This is a genomic window from Undibacterium sp. FW305-107 (assembly GCF_058788535.1).
The window spans coordinates 20,071-37,170 of sequence record NZ_JBYTAV010000015.1 but is presented as its reverse complement, the minus strand read 5'-3'; the positions used below and the strand labels follow the sequence as shown (position 1 = coordinate 37,170).

The following is a 17,100-nucleotide window of genomic DNA, read 5'->3' as shown; positions in this document are numbered from 1 at the left end:
TGATCTTACTTTGCTTTGGAGAAGCCATTCGCATCAAGAAACTCGCTGACCAAAGGTTCCCAAATCTTGCTGCCCCCTGTAAACAGGGTATGACCATCCTTACCAAATGCTGGCAGCAACTTGAATTCTGCCCTGCCACCCGCTTTTACAAAAGCCGCGTGCCATTCCTGGGAATATTTGGGAGCAAAGTATTGATCGTTTTCCGTATATATCCACAGCATGGGTGCTTTGCTGCCTGCGCCAAATTCAGCATACATTTTTTCCATCTTATAGGGCTGGCAAGGCTCACCGGGACGTTCTGCCGGGTTGCCACCAGAGCCACCGGCGAAGTTGATGGCAGCTACCAGACCTGATGGATTTTTTGCCGCCGCCGCTACCGCGCTATAACCGCCTACAGACTGACCCACGACCAGCACCCGGCTGGCATCGACATAATTTTGTGTTTTGGCATGTTCGAGCACTGCCAGAATTTCTTTGCTGGCGGCCTCTGCCATAGGCGCATAATTTTTGTTATTGCAGCTACCGCTTTCTTCAGGGTCAGGTGTCGTCCCCTTTTCACCATAGCCAATGCGGGTAGGCACAAATACGGCGAAACCGCGCTTCACAAAATACCTGACCTGCGGGGTGTACCTGAATCTGGGAGTCGCCGCACGATTCGTAGCGCTGCGACCATGATTCAGGATCAAGATGGGGAAAGGGCCATCACCATCAGGTTTGAACTGCGTAATGACCACTTCACCCTTGCTCTCTCGTCCGAACATATCCTTGACAACTACATTGATAGCCGTCACCGATTCATGCAAGTCCGTTGCCAGCTTGACAGGACCGGCTGTTGCCTGTTCTTCTGCAGTTTTTTCTTCCTGCAGTGCACGCGCCTGAACAGTCAGACTGAACAATGCCAACAGAGCAAGCACAGGCGTGCGGATAGCTGAAGCGAAATTTGCCATGATACGTTCCTACATCCTGAACACGCCAAACTTCACATCAGGTATCGGTGCATTCAAAGCTGCCGACAAGCCCAGGCTCAACACCATGCGCGTATCTGCCGGATCGATGACACCGTCATCCCACAGGCGCGCGGATGCATAGTAAGGATGGCCCTGGTGTTCGTACTGATCCTTGATAGGTTGTTTGAAAGCCGCTTCTTCTTCAGCTGACCAGCTACCGCCCTTGCCTTCTATGCCATCACGTTTTACGGTCGCCAATACACTGGCAGCCTGTTCACCACCCATGACGCTGATACGCGCGTTTGGCCACATCCACATGAAGCGGGGTGAATAAGCACGGCCGCACATGCCATAGTTGCCAGCACCAAAGCTGCCACCGATGATGACAGTGAACTTGGGTACATTCGCAGTTGCCACTGCAGTCACCATCTTGGCACCATTGCGGGCGATGCCTTCGTTTTCATATTTGCGGCCTACCATGAAGCCGGTGATGTTTTGCAGGAAGACCAGAGGTATCTTGCGCTGGCAGCACAGTTCTATGAAGTGCGCCCCCTTCAATGCAGATTCAGAAAACAGGATACCGTTGTTGGCAATAATGCCGACTGGCATACCGTGGATATACGCAAAACCACAGACCAGAGTCGTGCCATAGCGCGCCTTGAATTCATCGAAATGACTGCCATCGACAATGCGGGCAATCACTTCACGTACATCAAAAGGTTTGCGGGTATCGACAGGTATCACGCCATACAATTCAGATGCCGGGAACTTCGGTTCTTCAACTTCTTTCATGACCACGGTTTGTGGTTTCTGGCGGTTCAGGTGTGAAACGATGGTACGCGCCAGCGACAACGCATGCGTATCATTTTGTGCCAGATGATCTACCACACCAGAAAGACGAGTATGTACATCGCCACCACCAAGGTCTTCGGCACTGACGACTTCACCAGTCGCCGCTTTGACCAGCGGTGGGCCGCCAAGGAAAATCGTGCCCTGGTTCTTGACGATGATGGACTCATCACTCATCGCTGGTACATAGGCACCACCGGCGGTACAGGAACCCATGACTACCGCAATTTGCGGTATGCCCTTGGCCGACATATTGGCCTGGTTGTAGAAGATGCGGCCAAAGTGATCACGGTCAGGGAAGACATCATCCTGGTTAGGCAGGTTCGCGCCGCCGCTATCGACGAGATAAATGCAGGGCAGATTGTTTTGCTCGGCAATCTCTTGCGCGCGCAAATGTTTCTTGACGGTCAGCGGATAATAAGTGCCACCTTTGACGGTCGCATCATTACAGACGATGATGCATTCCTGCCCAGCCACGCGGCCTATGCCAGTGATGACACCGGCAGATGGAGCAGCATCGGCACCGCTTTTTTCTTTGTACATGTCGTAGGCAGCGAGTTGCGAAAACTCCAGGAAAGGCGTGCCCGCATCGAGCAGCATTTGTACGCGGTCACGCGGCAAGAGTTTGCCACGGGCCAGATGTTTCTTACGCGCTTCATCACCACCGCCAAGTGCAATTTTGGCGATCTTTTCTTTAAGGTCATCCACTACGGTTTGCATGGCCGCTGCATTGGCTTTGAATTCTTCAGAGCGGGAATTGAGTTTGGAATCTAAAGTTGTCATTATCTTTTTCACTTTTCTGGAAAACTGCCATCCACGTAAAACCACTTGCCGTCATATCGCACAAAACGGCTGAGTTCATGCAGCCTGTGCGCCTTACCGCCAATCTTGTAACGGGCAACAAATTCCACCGTCGCCGCATCACCATCAGCTTTGAATTTCTTGACTTCCAACCCCAGCCATTTGGTTGGGTCATCGTGCGTGATACGCTCTTTGGGACAAGTACGCTCATCCCAGGTCGCACGCAGATAGGCCTCATCATTCAGCGTATAAGCGGTATAGCGCGAACGCATCAGCGCTTCTGCCGTTGGTGCTACCGCCGCACCACTGATGTACTGACCGCAGCACTGTTCAACATTTTTATTCAAGCCACAGGGGCATGCTTTGCTGCTCATTATTACTTCTTGCTTTCCTTGATGGCGACTGGTGCTCCGGCGGCTTTCCAGGCAGTAAAACCACCATCGATATGCGCGACATTTTCCAGGCCCATGTCTTGCACGGTCTTGGTAGTCAATGCACTGCGCCAGCCAGCGGCACAAAATAAAATGAATTCTTTTTTCTCGCCGAAGACAGGTTTGAAATACGGAGAATCAGGATCAACCCAAAACTCTATCATGCCACGCGGGGCATGATAGGCACCGGGGACTATACCTTCACGTTCCAGCTCGCGGATATCGCGGACATCAATGAACTGCACATTGGCATCCGCGAGTTTGGCCTGGGCTTCTGCCACGCTATAGGTTTTAATTTCGGCATTGGCTTCATCAACCAACTGCTTGTAACCTTTTTTCATGCTGTCTCCGTTATTCTTTTTAAGAACTGAAATCACTCAACCAGCCAGTGCACGTCCAATCAAAATCTTTTGTATATCGGAAGTACCTTCATAAATCTGGCAAACCCGCACATCACGATAGATACGCTCAACCGGGAAGTCGCTGACGTAGCCGTAGCCACCATGTATCTGTATAGCATCCGAGCAGACTTTTTCTGCCATCTCCGAAGCAAACAGTTTTGCCATCGCCGCTTCTTTCAAACAGGGCTTGCCTGCGTCTTTCATGCTGGCTGCATGCCAGATCAGTTGTCGGGCGGCCTCTATCTGGGTCGCCATGTCGGCCAGTTTGAATTGGACTGACTGGTGTTCAAAAATAGGTTTGCCAAAACTGGTCCTGTCTTTGGCATAGGCCAGTGCTGCTTCAAATGCGGCGCGCGCCATGCCTACTGATTGTGAGGCTATGCCTATGCGGCCACCTTCAAGGCCAGACAGGGCAATCTTGTAGCCCATGCCTTCTTCACCTATCAGGTTCTCTGCCGGGATGCGGCAATTCTCGAACAGGATTTGTGCAGTGTCTGATGAATGCTGGCCCATCTTTTGTTCCAGGCTGGCGACGATATAGCCTGGCGTGCTGGTGGGCACCCAGAAGGCGCTGATGCCTTTTTTGCCTGCTTCTTTATCGGTGACAGCCATGACGATGGCCACGTCAGCATATTTGCCGCTGGTGATGAATTGCTTGACGCCGTTGATGACGTAATGATCGCCATCGCGTTTTGCGGTCGTGCGCAGTTCAGACGCATCGCTGCCTGCATGCGGCTCAGTAAGGCAAAAGGCACCGAGCATGTCGCCTTGTGCCAGTGGTGTCAGCCATTGTTTTTTTTGCGCGTCATTGGCATACATCATGGCAATGCTGCAGACCGGGCAGTTATTGACAGATACCACGGTGGAAGTTCCACCATCACCGGCAGCGATTTCTTCCAGCACCAGGGCCAGCGACAAATAATCCATACCAGCGCCACCAAACTCTTCGGGTACGGCCACGCCGTACGCCCCCATTTGTGCCAGCTCCTTTAATTCTTCTGCGGGGAAATGATGTTCCTTGTCCCAGCGTGCAGCATTGGGCACCAGACGGTCCTGGGCAAAGGCGCGCACGGCGTCGCGTATCATTTCGTGTTCTGGTGTCAGTAACATGCTAAGTCTCTGTTTGCTTTGAACGATTACCAGCTCAGGCTGGTACCATCGTAATTAAAAAATTGGCCATTATCTTTGGCACTTAACCCTGCCAGTGTCTGGCGCATGCCGCTGGCGCTTTCAGTCACAGTCAGAGGTGCTTCACTACCACCCATTTCAGTCTGTACCCAGCCTGGGTGAAAGGCGATGCAGATACTGTCGGATGCCTGCAAGGAAATATCCTTGAGGACAGAATTCAGGGCAGCTTTACTGGCACGATACAACCATCCATGTGTGCTGTTGCGCAGGCTCAGCGAACCCAGCAGTGAAGAGATCACTGCCAGCCTGCCGTTTGCCGCATCCACCAGCGGCAAGACCAGGGGCAAAATGCGCATGGCAGCCAGCACATTGGTATGCATGACAGCATCAAACTCGGACTCCTGCGGCGCTGTCAGTTGCTCTACACGTGGGCCATATACACCTGCGTTCAGGATGGCCACATCGATCTTCTCATCGTCGAGACGCCAGCCCAGACCGGCACAGTCATTCAGATTGGTGACGTCCAGCGGCAACGCTTCACAACCTGCTGCCTGCAATGCGGCCAGGTCTTCTTCCTTGCGTGCAGTGGCGATAACACGCCAGCCTGCAGCCTTGTATTGCATGGCCAGTTCATGGCCTATACCGCGTGATGCACCGATGATTAAAGCGACTGGCATTGTGTTCCTTCGATTTACAAAATTGTGACCACTGGTATTCTATAAGGTCGAGTAAGCATAGCGAGCAGCGCAATATTGAGTTAAGAAGCGCTTCGTACTTTACTACCCAGGCACAACTGGCATCGCAGGCTCAAGAGTGCGCTGCGCTTAGCTTAATCGGCCTTATACCATCTCAATTGCCAAAGCCGTGCCTTCACCACCACCTATACAAAGCGAAGCCACACCACGTTTCTTACCCTGCTTCTTCAAGGCACCCATCAGCGTAATGATGATACGTGCACCGGAAGCACCGATAGGATGACCCAGCGCACAGGCACCACCATGTACATTGACCTTGTCATGCGGGATGCCCAGTTCTTTCATGGCGGCCATAGGCACGGTCGCAAAAGCTTCATTGATTTCAAACAGGTCAACGTCGTCTGTAGTCCAGCCCAGTTTTTTGTACAGCTTCTGGATGGCACCCACTGGTGCTGTGGTGAACCAGCCTGGTTCTTGTGCATTGCTGGCGTGACCGAGGATTTTTGCTATCGGTGTCAGGCCCAATTCCTTGGCTTTGGATTCACGCATCAAGACCAGTGCAGCAGCACCGTCATTGATGGAAGAGGATGAGGCGGCGGTAATCGTGCCGTCTTTTTTGAAGGCTGGTTTCAGCGCAGGGATTTTGTCGAGCTTGGCTTTCAACGGACCCTCATCCTTGTCGATGACAACATCGCCACCACGGCCTGATACGGTCACTGGGGCGATTTCCCATGCGAAAGAACCATCGGCAGTTGCGGCCTGAGCGCGCTTGACGGAGGCAATCGCAAATGCATCCTGCTCTTCGCGGCTGAAGTTGTATTTGGCAGAACAGTCTTCAGCAAAAGTGCCCATGGAGCGGCCTTTGTCATAAGCATCTTCGAGACCATCAAGCATCATGTGGTCATACATCATGCCGTGACCGATGCGGTAGCCGCCACGTGCTTTGGGGATCAGGTAAGGGGCATTGGTCATGGATTCCATGCCGCCTGATACGATGACTTCATTGCTGCCTGCATTGATGGAATCAAAGGCCATCATGGTGGCTTTCATGGCTGAGCCGCACATCTTGGACAAGGTCACAGCACCTGTAGACACTGGCAAACCTGCAGCCAGCAAAGCTTGACGTGCTGGCGCTTGCCCCTGGCCTGCCATCAGGCAGTTACCGAACAAGACTTCTTCTACCAGCTCTGGCTTGACACCGGCGCGTTCAACGGCGGCCTTGATGGCAACTGCACCGAGCTGACTGGCTGTCAGGGAAGAAAAATCGCCCTGAAAAGCACCCATGGGAGTACGGGCTGCACCAACGATTACGATAGGATCATTCATCTTGTTCTCCAAAAATAAAAGCAGATTGACTGCCTGAAAATGAGGGCTTGTCCGTCATGAAACGGGCAAGCACAAAGCTTCTAAGTTGTACTGCTGGTCTGATTGCAAAAGCGGATTTCCTGCGGATACGGAAACACATCATCCACCTTGCCATCGACTATGCGCTTCTTGCGGGCCTGCCAGTATTCGGCGGTCAGCAAGTCAGCGTGGTGCTTCATAAAATATTCTTTGACGTTTTTGTTCCCCAGCAGGAAAGTGCCAAACTGTTCGGGGAAAACATCATTTTTGGCAATCGGATACCAGGGTTCGGCAGACATTTCGTCTTCTTCATTGCGCGGCAAAGGTATCTTGCGAAAATTGCAGTCGGTGATGTACTCGATTTCATCATAGTCATAAAAGACGACACGACCATGACGGGTGACACCGAAGTTTTTGTACAGCATGTCACCAGGGAAAATGTTTGCCGCCACCAGATCCTTGATGGCGCTGCCGTATTCTTTCAGGCCATGTTCCATTGCAGCCATATCACCACCGCGCTCGGCTTCGGTCAGCCAGATATTCAGCGGCGTCATACGGCGCTCTATGTACAGATGTTTGATGACGACTTCATCATCATTCACTTCCAATAGAGATGGTGCATATTGCCTGATCTCGGCCAGCAGCTCTTCAGAAAAACGGGCGCGTGGAAATGCCACATCCGAGTATTCCAGCGTATCGGCCATGCGGCCCACGCGATCGTGGTTTTTCACCAGCAGGTATTTTTCCTTGATCAGGGCCTTGGTGGTTTCCTTGGGTGGCGGAAAACTGTCCTTGATCAGTTTGAATACATACGGGAAAGACGGCAACGCAAACACCAGCATCACCAGGCCGCGTATGCCGGGTGCGGCTTCTATGCGGTCAGATGAATATTTGAGGTGATGTAAAAAGTCGCGGTAGAACAGATTCTTGCCATGTTTTTGCAGACCTATCATGGTGTAGATTTCACTGCGCGGTTTCTTGGGCAAGATGCTGCGTATGAATTGTACATAGGCAGACGGCACTTCCATGTCCACCATGAAATAGGCGCGAGTGAACGAGAACAGCACCGTGATCAGCATGGTGTCGAAGATCACCGTGTCCAGCACCAGTTCAGCCTTGCGCTTGTGCATGACGGGAATGACAAAGGGATATTCCTTATTGCCATTGATGCCCTTGCCTATGATGTAGGCTGATTTGTTGCGATAGAACAGACTGGCCAATACCTGTATCTGGTGATTTGGCTCCAGCTTGGCGGGGCCAAAATTTTCGCGCAGGCGTGCCTCCACCAGAGCCACATCACGGTCCAGGTCTTCGAATTTTGCATTCAGTTGAAAATTCGTGACGATGCGCTTGATGGTGAAATTCAGGCCATCTGTCGCCGGGTAATACACACGGTAACTCGGTGGCGTATCTTCGCTTTCCAGATACTCGGTCGAGGTTGCCGGGCGCACGAAGATAAAATCATTGTGATAATAATTCCTGTGCAAGAGCTTGGTGCAGACGGTGTTGAAAAAAGTCTCGGCCAGCTCTGGGCGCAGATGATCTATGAGCATGCCCATGTAATGCAGTTTGACTTCGCGCCAGACTTCGTCACTAAGGTCTTCTTCTGCGTATTCATCTTCCAGTGCCTGTACGCATTCGCGCACGCGGGTGTCGTAATAACCTATGCGTTCGCGTGCGGCGATTTGTGCGGCGCGCCAGTCACCCGTTTCAAATTGTTGCTTTGCTCTTTGGCTGCTGGCCCGGAACAAATGATAATGCCTGTCAAAACCATCGAGTATGGTCCTGGCGATATCGAAGGCAATTTGCGAAGACAGCAATTTTGGGAAATGGGTGTGGGGCATGGTCGGTGCTCACTCAGTTTCAACTGCGGGCAGGAACTGTTTTTCCCAAGCCTGTAGTTTAGCCAGATCCACGGCTATACCGCCACAAACCACAATCAGCGGCTTCTTGTATTGCGCCAGTACGGGCAGATTCTGGTAAGCCACTGCCAGGGCTGCGCCACAGGCCGGTTCCACCAGGGTACGCATATCGTCGGCAAAAGCCAGACAAGCCTGCACAGCCTGGGCGTCGCTGACGGTCACAGTGTGCACGGTGCGTTTGCGCGTCCAGTCAAATGCCTGTTGTGCAACACGTCTCGCACCGAGGGTGCTGGCAATCGAGGTAATCGCTGGTAAAGTCACCAGTTCACCAGCCTGCACGGCTGCATGCAGGGAAGCTGCACCTTCGGTCTCTGAAGCGATGATGGGTATATGGCCAAGGCCATTGCGCTCCAGGCCTAGGGCGATGCCACTGAGCAAGCCACCGCCGCCGACTGAGCAGATGACGACATCAAAGTCGAGCTTGCCCGCCACCTCATCTATCGTTGTGGCATTGCCATCCCAGATATCAGCATGGTCAAACGGCGGGATATACACCGCACCCGGCTGCTCGCACAGGCGCAAAGCTTCCTGATTGGCTTCATCCCAGACGCTACCCTCGACAATAACTGTCGCGCCAATTGCCCGTATTGCCGCACGCACACTTTCATGCGTGGTTTGCGGCACGACGATCGTGGTTTGCAAACCCAGGGCCACACCAGCAACGGCGGCAGCAAAACCAGCATTGCCGCCAGAAGGGCAGACAAAGTGTTTTGCCCCCTGCTCAGCCGCACGCTGGCACATCAGGCCTATGCCACGCAACTTGAAAGAACCGGAGGGCTGGTTGTTTTCCATCTTCAGCCAGACCTGTTTGTCCAGGCTGGCTGAAAGAGCACGGTGTTCCAGCAACGGTGTAATGATATGCAAATGTGTCATATAAATTGACTTAGTTTACAACAATCTGCTTATTTGGCTTATTTTGTTTCGGCAAACAATTCACGGCCTATCAACATGCGGCGTATCTCGCTGGTGCCAGCGCCTATCTCATACAGCTTGGCATCGCGCCACAGGCGGCCTACCGGATATTCATTGATATAGCCATTGCCACCCAGGGTCTGTATGGCTTCGCCCGCCATCCATGTAGCTTTTTCTGCAGAATACAAAATCGCACCGGCAGCATCCTTGCGCAGGGCGCGCACTGCTTCTGGCGTAGTGGCGCGGTCGCAGGCCTGGCCAACAGCATAGACATAAGCCTTGCATGCCATCATGGTGGAATACATATCCGCCAGTTTGCCTTGCATGAGCTGGAATTCACCGATAGGCTGGCCAAATTGCTTGCGGTCATGCACATAAGGAACTACCGCATCCATACAGGCCTGCATGATGCCCAGAGGGCCGCCTGACAAGACGGTACGCTCAAAATCCAGGCCAGACATGAGGACATTAACGCCCTTGCCCAGGCCACCGAGTACGTTTTCTGCCGGGACCTCGCAATCCTCGAATACGAGCTCACCTGTATGGGAGCCGCGCATGCCGAGTTTGTCCAGCTTTTGCGCAATGCTGAAGCCTTTAAAGCCTTTTTCTATGAGAAAGGCAGTCATGCCGCGTGGGCCGGCTTCCAGATCATTCTTGGCGTACACGACCAGCGTGTCGGCATCAGGACCATTGGTGATCCACATCTTGGTGCCGTTCAAGACCCAGCGGTCACCCTTCCAGTCGGCGCGCAGCTTCATGCTGACGACGTCGGAACCGGCGTTTGGCTCAGACATGGCGAGTGCGCCTATGTGTTCGCCGCTGATCAGCTTAGGCAGGTATTTGGCTTTTTGTTCTTCGGTACCATTGCGCTTGATCTGGTTCACGCACAGGTTGGAGTGCGCACCATACGACAGACCGACAGAGGCAGACGCACGGGAAATTTCTTCCATGGCAATGATATGCGCAAGGTAACCCATGTTTGCACCGCCGTATTCTTCGCTGACAGTCACACCCAGGATGCCGAGCTCACCCATCTTGCCCCACAAATCCATGGGGAACTGGTCGCTACGGTCTATCTCGGCAGCGCGCGGGGCGATTTCTGCCTGGGCAAATTGCTGCACGGCTTCGCGCAAAGCGGCGATGTCTTCGCCGTGATCAAAAGTCAAACCTGGTAAATGGAGCATGTCGTCCTCACACTTTTATAAAATTAAAATTCGCTGGCTTATGATTAACCATACCAGCCATATTACTGCTTACAGTCGCCATAGAACTAGCGGCGACTGGCTTACGCTTTAGATTCTGCCTTCGGTATCACAAACAAAGTCTGTTGCATGATGGCGCAAAGTTTTTCCTTGCCTTCGTGCACTACAAACACTTCGGCACTGGATACCACCAGGGTTTTACCTGCCTTGAGCACTTTGCCACGGGCAATCAGGGTATCGCCCTTGCCGGGTGCGACGATATTGATCTTGTATTCTGCAGTTAAGCACTCACTCACTGGCATCAATTGGGTATTCGCGGCATAGCCGCCCGCCGCATCAGCTATCGTACCAATCACACCGCCATGAAAATAGCCATGCTGCTGACTGACTGCCTCGCTAAACGGCAGGCTGATTTCACAGACTCCGGGCGTGATGCTGGTCAGGCGGGCATTCCAGGCCATCAATGCGCCCTGTGCATTGAAGCTTTCCAGCAAGCTCAGGGCCAGTTTGTGATCCAGCGTAGCTGTGGTTTGCTGCGTTGCCTGATTGCTCATAAAACCCCCAATAGCCAAGGAAAAACCATCTCAGGCAAAAATAATACGTCTAATTGACGTTTACGTAAACGTCAATTCGCTTGTTTGATGTTTTTCAGCTGTTGCCTCAACACGAGCCTTATCAAATTGCCTACATAACTCATGGCATTCTTATTAAGCAGAATTTATTTTTCTGCATGATCAAGCTGCTCCAGCAAACTACGGCTTTTTTCTTCATGCGCGCTGATTTCTGCCAGCATGATTTCTATATCTTCGCGCTGTTGCTCCAGCGCCGCCCTGTGCCTGGCCAGCACCACCAGAAAGCTCTGTAGCTGTACTTCGGTATCCTTGGGGGAACGGTACATATCGACCAGGCTTTTGATATCCGACAAGCTCAGGCCCAGGCGTTTGCCGCGCAGGGTCAGCTTCAGATGGGTACGTTCCCGCGTTGTGTAGACACGGTTGCGGCCGCCCGGCCCTTCACGGCTGGGGCTAAGCAAACCCTGGTCTTCATAGAATCGTATCGCCCTCGGGGTAATATCAAATTCGCGGGCAAGTTCGGTAATGGTATAGGTGGCCATGGTCAATCTGGTGAAAAAACACAGAAACAGTTTTCTGATTACAATCTGCACTTGATGCAGTTGACGTTAACGTCAAATAGTTTTAAATCGCATTGTAGGCTATTCCAGTGCTTCTGGAGTCATCCATAATGAGAAAACAGGCAGCAGATAGGGGGGTTGACATATCTTTTAGACAAAGCGTTCACCCCATATCTAGGGCTGGCAAGGCGTGTGGTGCAGTCAGGGCTGGTGCCCCTGACAAGACGCGCAACGCAGTCCAGCACTCGATATAGGGTGAACCCAGAGGGAATGGGTCAGAAACCTCGCCTGGCGTTGTTGTGTGTCGCTCACTTGGCTCGCCAAGCAGCGCTCCGCAGCCTAGCCAGACAAGGTTTCTCACCCATTCGCTTGACTAAAAGATATGTCAACACCCCCTAACCACCACAATAACAACAGAGACGAGCATGAACTTACTGGAACAACAACTCCACTACCCTTTCGGCGAGACCTTGCCTGAAACAGGCAAGACCATGGAAATCACGCCGGGTGTGCTGTGGATACGCATGGGACTGCCCTTTGCGCTGAACCATATCAATCTGTGGCTGCTCGAAGATGAGTTCGAAACCAGTCAGGGCAAAGTCCGTGGCTGGACGGTAGTCGATTGCGGCATTGCCAGCGACGCTACCCGTGACGCCTGGGAGATACTGTTCGGTGACCTGAACAACCACTTGCGCGGCATGCCCATCATCCGCGTCATCGCTACCCACTGTCACCCCGATCACATAGGTCTGGCTGACTGGCTGTGCAGCCGCTGGAATGTGCAACTATGGATGACGGCAGGTGAATATGCCTTTGCCCGCATGATGTCGGCCAGCTTGCCGGGTGCGGATGGCACAGCCATGTTCCCGCACTTCCGCAAGCATGGCCTGGTCGATGGCGGCATGCAGGAACAGATACAGGAAAGAAAGACGCACTACACCCGGCTGGTGCCTACCGTGCCGACTGCCTACCACCGGATGCAAGAGGGTCAGGATGTAGTCATTAATCAGCGCAACTGGCAAGTCATCGCCGGATTTGGTCATTCGCCTGAGCATGCATCCTTGTATTGCGCCGAGCTTAATATCCTGATCTCTGGCGATATGCTGTTGCCGCGTATCTCTACCAATGTCTCGGTGTTTGCCATAGAGCCGGAAGCCAATCCTGTGCAGCAGTATATGGATTCACTGCAAAAATACCTGCCACTGCCGGAAGATGTGCTGATCCTGCCTTCGCATGGCAAACCCTTCAAGGGCTTGCATACCCGCGTACAGCAATTGCAAGACCATCACGCCGAGCGGCTGGAAGAGGTGAAGACGGCATGTGCCACAGCACAGTCAGCCATGGACATCGTCCCCATCATGTTCCGCCGCCCGCTCGATTCGCACCAATTGACTTTCGCGATAGGCGAGGCGCTGGCTCATCTGCACAAGCTCTGGTATGACGGTATCTTGCGCCGGGAAACGGGTGAGGACGGGGTGCTGCGTTTTGTCATGAAATAGCCTATCCCAAAAAATAACCCCGTATCGACGGGGTTATTTTTTTAACGCTAACTATTACTGAGGTATTTTGCTGATCTGCACACTGACTATCTTCCATTTTCCATTGCGCTTGATATAAATGTCGGTGTAGCGATAGTGTGATTTGAACGGTTTGCTCTCATACCGCCCCGTCATCCTGGTGCGGCCTGTCAACAGGGCAACATCACCGTACAACCTTACTTCAAAATCTTCTACGGTATAAGGATCAATTTCCAGTTTGGGTGACACCAGTCCGTCAACAAAACTGGGCTTGGTTTCTACATTACCCTCACCATCAATCTGGCGAAAATCTTCTGCCATATTGGCTTCGATTGCAGCCCTGTCCCTGCGCACGATGGCCTTGTCCCAGGCATCTGCCTGACGTGTCAATTCAGCGATCACTGCAGCCTGTTTTTTGTCAGCAGCACCAGCAACATTAGCAGAATAAGCTGGCAAGGCATGCAGGCCAAGGACAGCGCATAACAGGCAAATCTGGCTCAGGTATTTTTTCATCTTTAATTTCATCTCTCTTATTATTTCTCTTATAAAGCCCGGCCATCATAGTGATGTACAGGTATGGCCGCCAGGTCTATATCTTCCAGACAGCGAATATTGATAGCTGCCACACGATTGCCTTTTGGATCCACGCCTTCAGCGTAGGGATGCATGCCACAAGTCGGGCAAAACTTATGCTGTATCACATGCTTGTTGAAGACGTAGGTGCTGGCGGCATCTTCAGGTGTCTTCAAGTGAAAATGATCGCGAGGCACAAACCACAGCAAAGAACCCTTGCGCTGGCAAATGGAACAATTACAGGCGAGTGCGCTTCCTATCTCACCCTCTACTTCAAATGCGATTTTGCCGCAATGGCAGCTACCTTTATGCATGAATATTTACTCCTGGAATGTATAAAAAGAGTGCTGCTGTCTGACTCAATTTTAGCGAACGAGTTCAGTCTGCTCAGCTTTGCCAGTATTCACCTGGACGATAATTACCGAAATACCAGAGATGGCCTTCAGGGTCGAGCACCATATAGCCTCTGGCACCATAATCTTCCGTCTGCAATGGTCGTACCAGCCTGGCACCGGCAGCGATAGCAATTTCATGATGAGCATCCGGGTCATCCACATAGACGCTGAGCGCCTGCGAAATACCGGTCAGGGATTTAGGGCTGACATGATGAGTCTCGGCTTTGGGCGAGGCGACCATGATGACGCCCGTGCCCAGGCTCAATTCTGAATGTTCTACACGGTTGCTTTCACCGGGCACCACAAAACGGCAAGTAAAACCAAAGGCGCGCACCAGCCAGTCTATGGCAGCAGGCGCATCATCATAAATCAGGCTGGGATAAATATCGGACGGGCTGCGGTAAGACTCAGACATGACGCTTTCCTTTCATGATGGAAACGACGGGGCCGACGAGACTTACTTTATATACAAAAAAGCAATCATATACAAGCACGCATCCTTACTTGAGGCTGCTTATTTCTGCGCATCCCTTTCGCGGCAACTGAGCGTAGCGTAATCGGCTTTGGTCAATTTATGATCAATGCCAAATATTCTGAGCCTGTCAAACACGTCCGCATGCGGGGTAAAAGTGCAGGCGTTCTTGTCAGCAAAATCTTGCACGGCCCGGGTATCAGCATTGGTCTTTAACATCAGGCTCATGCCAGGACTGACGCAACAGCCTACATACTCATCCATATACTCTTCTTCCAGCAAAATCAATGTATGCCCCATGAAGCTGGCTGGCTTTTGCAAGAGATAAAAATCGATGTAGTCGGCACGCTGCTGCGGCTTTTTACTGATGAAGGCTGCTTGCTGGTAAGCCCGTATCACAGGCCTGGATCTGGCCTGCCTGTCTTGCCCGTCCGGTTTGATTTTGAGGGCCAGGATGAGCTGGTTTTCCAGCCTGGCATCGGCCGCCAGACTATGTGGTGAGAGCGAGCTCAGCAACAAGCCCATCATAGAGCAAGCCAGGCAATGCAGTATTTTATTCGTCATGATGTCTAGCGCTTGATCAAACGGATTTCAAACAATTTGGGCCACAATTTGCCAGTGACAAACAGCCTGTCTTTCGCTGCATCGTAGGCAATGCCGTTCAGCACATCCGGGTTACCCATGATGCGGTCGCCCATAGGCAGCAAGCCATTCAAATTGATCCAGCCAACGACCTTGCCAGTCTTTGGATCGATACGGGCGATGTTATCGGTTTGCCAGATGTTGGCAAAAATCTCGCCCTTTACCCATTCAAGTTCATTCAACTGATCTACGGCCTTGCCATCAGCCGTCACCTTGACGCGGTGGGTTTCGCGTAAAGTAAGTGGATCGAGGAAGCGTAATTCTGAGGTGCCATCGCTCATGATGATTTCTTTATCATTGCGTGCAAGACCCCAGCCTTCACCTTTGTAGGTGAATTCTTTTTGAAAAGCGAAAGTGTCCAGATCAAGCACATAGCCCGCCTGAGTAGTCCAGGTGATGCCTATAATGCGCTTGTCCCACCAGGTGATGCCCTCACCAAAAATTTGCCTGGGCAAATCCATTTTTTGCAACACTTCGCCAGTTTCCAGCCTGAGCTTGCGTACGGTAGAGCGGCCTTGCAAACCCGTACTCTCATACAAAAAACCATCTTTAAAAAACAGGCCCTGGGTAAAGGCATTCGGATCATGTGGATAAGTGTGTACCACTTCATAGCTGTAAGCAGGAATCGCTGCCAGTGCCGCCAGGGCATTACTGACAAGTGAAAATCCCGCAAATGCGGTCAACAATCCTGAAATCACGCCGATATAGCGCTGTAGCCGCCAAAAATTTTTCATGCAAATATCCTGTCCTTAGCAAACGGCATCATAGCACCGGCTGCAATCTTCCCGCTTCAGCGCCTGGTTCTGTACTGTTCGGCATCAAAGGGGAAAGAATAGATATTTTCGATGAACCTGTCACCTTGTTTAACTTGTCGTGACAAATAAATGCGTCCCTGATGCACCAGAGGGCAAAATTCGGCTGCCACTGAATTAATGGGTTGCCCCAGGTTGACAGCCTCAGTCCATTTTCCCTGCTCACGGAAGCTGATATATAAATCGACATCGCCATAACCACCCGGTTTGGTCGAAAAATAGATCAGATGGCTTTCGTCCGGTGCAATGTAAGGGTTCGATTCACGCTCAATGCTATTGATTGGTGCGCCCAGATTTTCGGGCACCTGGTAAGCACCATTGATGAAGCGGGATACATATAAATCGGATTGCTGGGCTGCATCTTCATTATTCTTCATAAAATAGATATTGCCATTGGCAGCAATCGAAGCTGAAGATTCAGAAGCATCGGTATTGATAATATTCCCCAGGTGATAGGCCTCACCCCAACCCTCAGCGATCTTGCTGACCGCCCAGATATCAAAACCCTTGCGCTCAGGCTTGCCCGGTACAGGCCTGTTGGACTGGAAAATCAGGGTCTTGCCATCAGGGCTGATAGCCGGGTCAATGTCTTTCCATGCTGTGTTTTTTGAAAAACTCGCCACCTGCGGTGTCTGCCAGACTCCATTGACCCTGGATGAACTCATGATGCGCAAAGCTTCGCGCCGACCTTGCGATTGCACCCAAAATGCCTGATTCCCATCCGGGGATAAAGCCAAGCCAAAAACACCACCATCGGAAATGAGGCCGGGCTGAAACAAGGCCGGATCTTGTTGCGCCTGGGCTGTGCTGGCCAGCAGATAACAAGCAAACAGCAAGGCTTTAAGACTGAGCTTCATAGCGAATACTCCTGGGAAAAAGCTGAACCGGGTGGCAATCCATATATGGGTACGACAGAACAAAGACA

Annotated in this window: 19 protein-coding genes; 1 reads left to right on the top strand and 18 read right to left on the bottom strand. The window is 52.0% G+C overall.

Features of this window, described 5'->3' with window-relative positions; translation table 11 throughout:
- Window positions 1-5 precede the first annotated feature (5 nt).
- The 12 genes from AC3WQT_RS26030 to AC3WQT_RS25975 form a co-directional block, all read right to left on the bottom strand.
- Entirely contained in the window at window positions 6-947 is a 942-nt protein-coding gene (locus AC3WQT_RS26030; protein ID WP_492708475.1) for an alpha/beta hydrolase family protein, read from the bottom strand.
- A gap of 9 nt (window positions 948-956) precedes the next feature.
- Window positions 957-2,579, bottom strand: a complete 1,623-nt coding sequence (locus AC3WQT_RS26025; RefSeq protein ID WP_492708473.1) for a carboxyl transferase domain-containing protein — start codon at window positions 2,577-2,579, stop codon at window positions 957-959.
- Between the two features lie 8 nt (window positions 2,580-2,587).
- Window positions 2,588-2,971, bottom strand: a complete 384-nt coding sequence (locus AC3WQT_RS26020) for a YchJ family protein (protein WP_492708471.1) — start codon at window positions 2,969-2,971, stop codon at window positions 2,588-2,590.
- A 2-nt stretch (window positions 2,972-2,973) separates the two neighbouring features.
- Window positions 2,974-3,369 (bottom strand): rhodanese-like domain-containing protein, encoded by a 396-nt coding sequence (locus AC3WQT_RS26015; RefSeq protein WP_110257516.1) that lies wholly within the window; start codon window positions 3,367-3,369, stop codon window positions 2,974-2,976.
- Window positions 3,370-3,405: 36 nt separating this feature from the next.
- Window positions 3,406-4,539: an acyl-CoA dehydrogenase family protein gene (locus AC3WQT_RS26010; protein WP_492708469.1), complete on the bottom strand. Its 1,134-nt coding sequence runs from the start codon at window positions 4,537-4,539 to the stop codon at window positions 3,406-3,408.
- 26 nt (window positions 4,540-4,565) lie between these two features.
- On the bottom strand, window positions 4,566-5,234 hold the full coding sequence (locus AC3WQT_RS26005; RefSeq protein WP_492708467.1) for an SDR family oxidoreductase: 669 nt from the start codon (window positions 5,232-5,234) through the stop codon (window positions 4,566-4,568).
- 162 nt (window positions 5,235-5,396) lie between these two features.
- Window positions 5,397-6,578, bottom strand: a complete 1,182-nt coding sequence (locus tag AC3WQT_RS26000) for an acetyl-CoA C-acetyltransferase (protein WP_492708465.1) — start codon at window positions 6,576-6,578, stop codon at window positions 5,397-5,399.
- A gap of 80 nt (window positions 6,579-6,658) precedes the next feature.
- The gene (gene aceK, locus AC3WQT_RS25995; protein WP_492708463.1) at window positions 6,659-8,440 is read right to left on the bottom strand and encodes a bifunctional isocitrate dehydrogenase kinase/phosphatase; all 1,782 of its coding nucleotides are present in this window, start codon (window positions 8,438-8,440) and stop codon (window positions 6,659-6,661) included.
- Window positions 8,441-8,449: 9 nt separating this feature from the next.
- Window positions 8,450-9,391: a pyridoxal-phosphate dependent enzyme gene (locus AC3WQT_RS25990; protein ID WP_492708461.1), complete on the bottom strand. Its 942-nt coding sequence runs from the start codon at window positions 9,389-9,391 to the stop codon at window positions 8,450-8,452.
- Between the two features lie 38 nt (window positions 9,392-9,429).
- Entirely contained in the window at window positions 9,430-10,614 is a 1,185-nt protein-coding gene (locus tag AC3WQT_RS25985) for an isovaleryl-CoA dehydrogenase (RefSeq protein ID WP_492708459.1), read from the bottom strand.
- A 101-nt stretch (window positions 10,615-10,715) separates the two neighbouring features.
- A complete protein-coding gene (locus AC3WQT_RS25980; RefSeq protein ID WP_492708457.1) occupies window positions 10,716-11,186 on the bottom strand; it encodes a PaaI family thioesterase in 471 nt (156 codons plus the stop codon).
- A gap of 164 nt (window positions 11,187-11,350) precedes the next feature.
- A complete protein-coding gene (locus AC3WQT_RS25975) occupies window positions 11,351-11,746 on the bottom strand; it encodes a MerR family transcriptional regulator (protein WP_492708455.1) in 396 nt (131 codons plus the stop codon).
- A gap of 443 nt (window positions 11,747-12,189) precedes the next feature.
- Between AC3WQT_RS25975 and AC3WQT_RS25970 the strand changes: the two genes are divergently transcribed.
- The gene (locus AC3WQT_RS25970; RefSeq protein WP_492708453.1) at window positions 12,190-13,263 is read left to right on the top strand and encodes an MBL fold metallo-hydrolase; all 1,074 of its coding nucleotides are present in this window, start codon (window positions 12,190-12,192) and stop codon (window positions 13,261-13,263) included.
- Between the two features lie 54 nt (window positions 13,264-13,317).
- Here AC3WQT_RS25970 and AC3WQT_RS25965 read toward each other — a convergent pair whose 3' ends face one another.
- The 6 genes from AC3WQT_RS25965 to AC3WQT_RS25940 all read right to left on the bottom strand — a co-directional run bounded on the left by AC3WQT_RS25965 (window position 13,318) and on the right by AC3WQT_RS25940 (window position 17,032).
- The gene (locus tag AC3WQT_RS25965) at window positions 13,318-13,794 is read right to left on the bottom strand and encodes a nuclear transport factor 2 family protein (RefSeq protein ID WP_492708451.1); all 477 of its coding nucleotides are present in this window, start codon (window positions 13,792-13,794) and stop codon (window positions 13,318-13,320) included.
- Between the two features lie 29 nt (window positions 13,795-13,823).
- Window positions 13,824-14,168 (bottom strand): GFA family protein, encoded by a 345-nt coding sequence (locus AC3WQT_RS25960; protein ID WP_492708449.1) that lies wholly within the window; start codon window positions 14,166-14,168, stop codon window positions 13,824-13,826.
- A gap of 73 nt (window positions 14,169-14,241) precedes the next feature.
- Window positions 14,242-14,664, bottom strand: coding sequence for a VOC family protein (locus AC3WQT_RS25955; RefSeq protein ID WP_492708447.1), 423 nt, complete (start codon window positions 14,662-14,664; stop codon window positions 14,242-14,244).
- A gap of 99 nt (window positions 14,665-14,763) precedes the next feature.
- Window positions 14,764-15,285: a hypothetical protein gene (locus AC3WQT_RS25950; protein ID WP_492708445.1), complete on the bottom strand. Its 522-nt coding sequence runs from the start codon at window positions 15,283-15,285 to the stop codon at window positions 14,764-14,766.
- A 5-nt stretch (window positions 15,286-15,290) separates the two neighbouring features.
- On the bottom strand, window positions 15,291-16,097 hold the full coding sequence (locus tag AC3WQT_RS25945; RefSeq protein WP_492708443.1) for a glutaminyl-peptide cyclotransferase: 807 nt from the start codon (window positions 16,095-16,097) through the stop codon (window positions 15,291-15,293).
- 56 nt (window positions 16,098-16,153) lie between these two features.
- On the bottom strand, window positions 16,154-17,032 hold the full coding sequence (locus tag AC3WQT_RS25940) for a hypothetical protein (RefSeq protein ID WP_492708441.1): 879 nt from the start codon (window positions 17,030-17,032) through the stop codon (window positions 16,154-16,156).
- Window positions 17,033-17,100 lie beyond the last annotated feature (68 nt).

Bases quoted from the DNA above. Each gene is read 5' to 3' on its own strand.
- AC3WQT_RS26030 (WP_492708475.1), bottom strand. From the start codon at position 947: ATGGCAAATTTCGCTTCAGCTATCCGCACGCCTGTGCTTGCTCTGTTG.
- AC3WQT_RS26025 (WP_492708473.1), bottom strand. From the start codon at position 2,579: ATGACAACTTTAGATTCCAAACTCAATTCCCGCTCTGAAGAATTCAAA.
- AC3WQT_RS26020 (WP_492708471.1), bottom strand. From the start codon at position 2,971: ATGAGCAGCAAAGCATGCCCCTGTGGCTTGAATAAAAATGTTGAACAG.
- AC3WQT_RS26015 (WP_110257516.1), bottom strand. From the start codon at position 3,369: ATGAAAAAAGGTTACAAGCAGTTGGTTGATGAAGCCAATGCCGAAATT.
- AC3WQT_RS26010 (WP_492708469.1), bottom strand. From the start codon at position 4,539: ATGTTACTGACACCAGAACACGAAATGATACGCGACGCCGTGCGCGCC.
- AC3WQT_RS26005 (WP_492708467.1), bottom strand. From the start codon at position 5,234: ATGCCAGTCGCTTTAATCATCGGTGCATCACGCGGTATAGGCCATGAA.
- AC3WQT_RS26000 (WP_492708465.1), bottom strand. From the start codon at position 6,578: ATGAATGATCCTATCGTAATCGTTGGTGCAGCCCGTACTCCCATGGGT.
- aceK (WP_492708463.1), bottom strand. From the start codon at position 8,440: ATGCCCCACACCCATTTCCCAAAATTGCTGTCTTCGCAAATTGCCTTC.
- AC3WQT_RS25990 (WP_492708461.1), bottom strand. From the start codon at position 9,391: ATGACACATTTGCATATCATTACACCGTTGCTGGAACACCGTGCTCTT.
- AC3WQT_RS25985 (WP_492708459.1), bottom strand. From the start codon at position 10,614: ATGCTCCATTTACCAGGTTTGACTTTTGATCACGGCGAAGACATCGCC.
- AC3WQT_RS25980 (WP_492708457.1), bottom strand. From the start codon at position 11,186: ATGAGCAATCAGGCAACGCAGCAAACCACAGCTACGCTGGATCACAAA.
- AC3WQT_RS25975 (WP_492708455.1), bottom strand. From the start codon at position 11,746: ATGGCCACCTATACCATTACCGAACTTGCCCGCGAATTTGATATTACC.
- AC3WQT_RS25970 (WP_492708453.1), top strand. From the start codon at position 12,190: ATGAACTTACTGGAACAACAACTCCACTACCCTTTCGGCGAGACCTTG.
- AC3WQT_RS25965 (WP_492708451.1), bottom strand. From the start codon at position 13,794: ATGAAAAAATACCTGAGCCAGATTTGCCTGTTATGCGCTGTCCTTGGC.
- AC3WQT_RS25960 (WP_492708449.1), bottom strand. From the start codon at position 14,168: ATGCATAAAGGTAGCTGCCATTGCGGCAAAATCGCATTTGAAGTAGAG.
- AC3WQT_RS25955 (WP_492708447.1), bottom strand. From the start codon at position 14,664: ATGTCTGAGTCTTACCGCAGCCCGTCCGATATTTATCCCAGCCTGATT.
- AC3WQT_RS25950 (WP_492708445.1), bottom strand. From the start codon at position 15,285: ATGACGAATAAAATACTGCATTGCCTGGCTTGCTCTATGATGGGCTTG.
- AC3WQT_RS25945 (WP_492708443.1), bottom strand. From the start codon at position 16,097: ATGAAAAATTTTTGGCGGCTACAGCGCTATATCGGCGTGATTTCAGGA.
- AC3WQT_RS25940 (WP_492708441.1), bottom strand. From the start codon at position 17,032: ATGAAGCTCAGTCTTAAAGCCTTGCTGTTTGCTTGTTATCTGCTGGCC.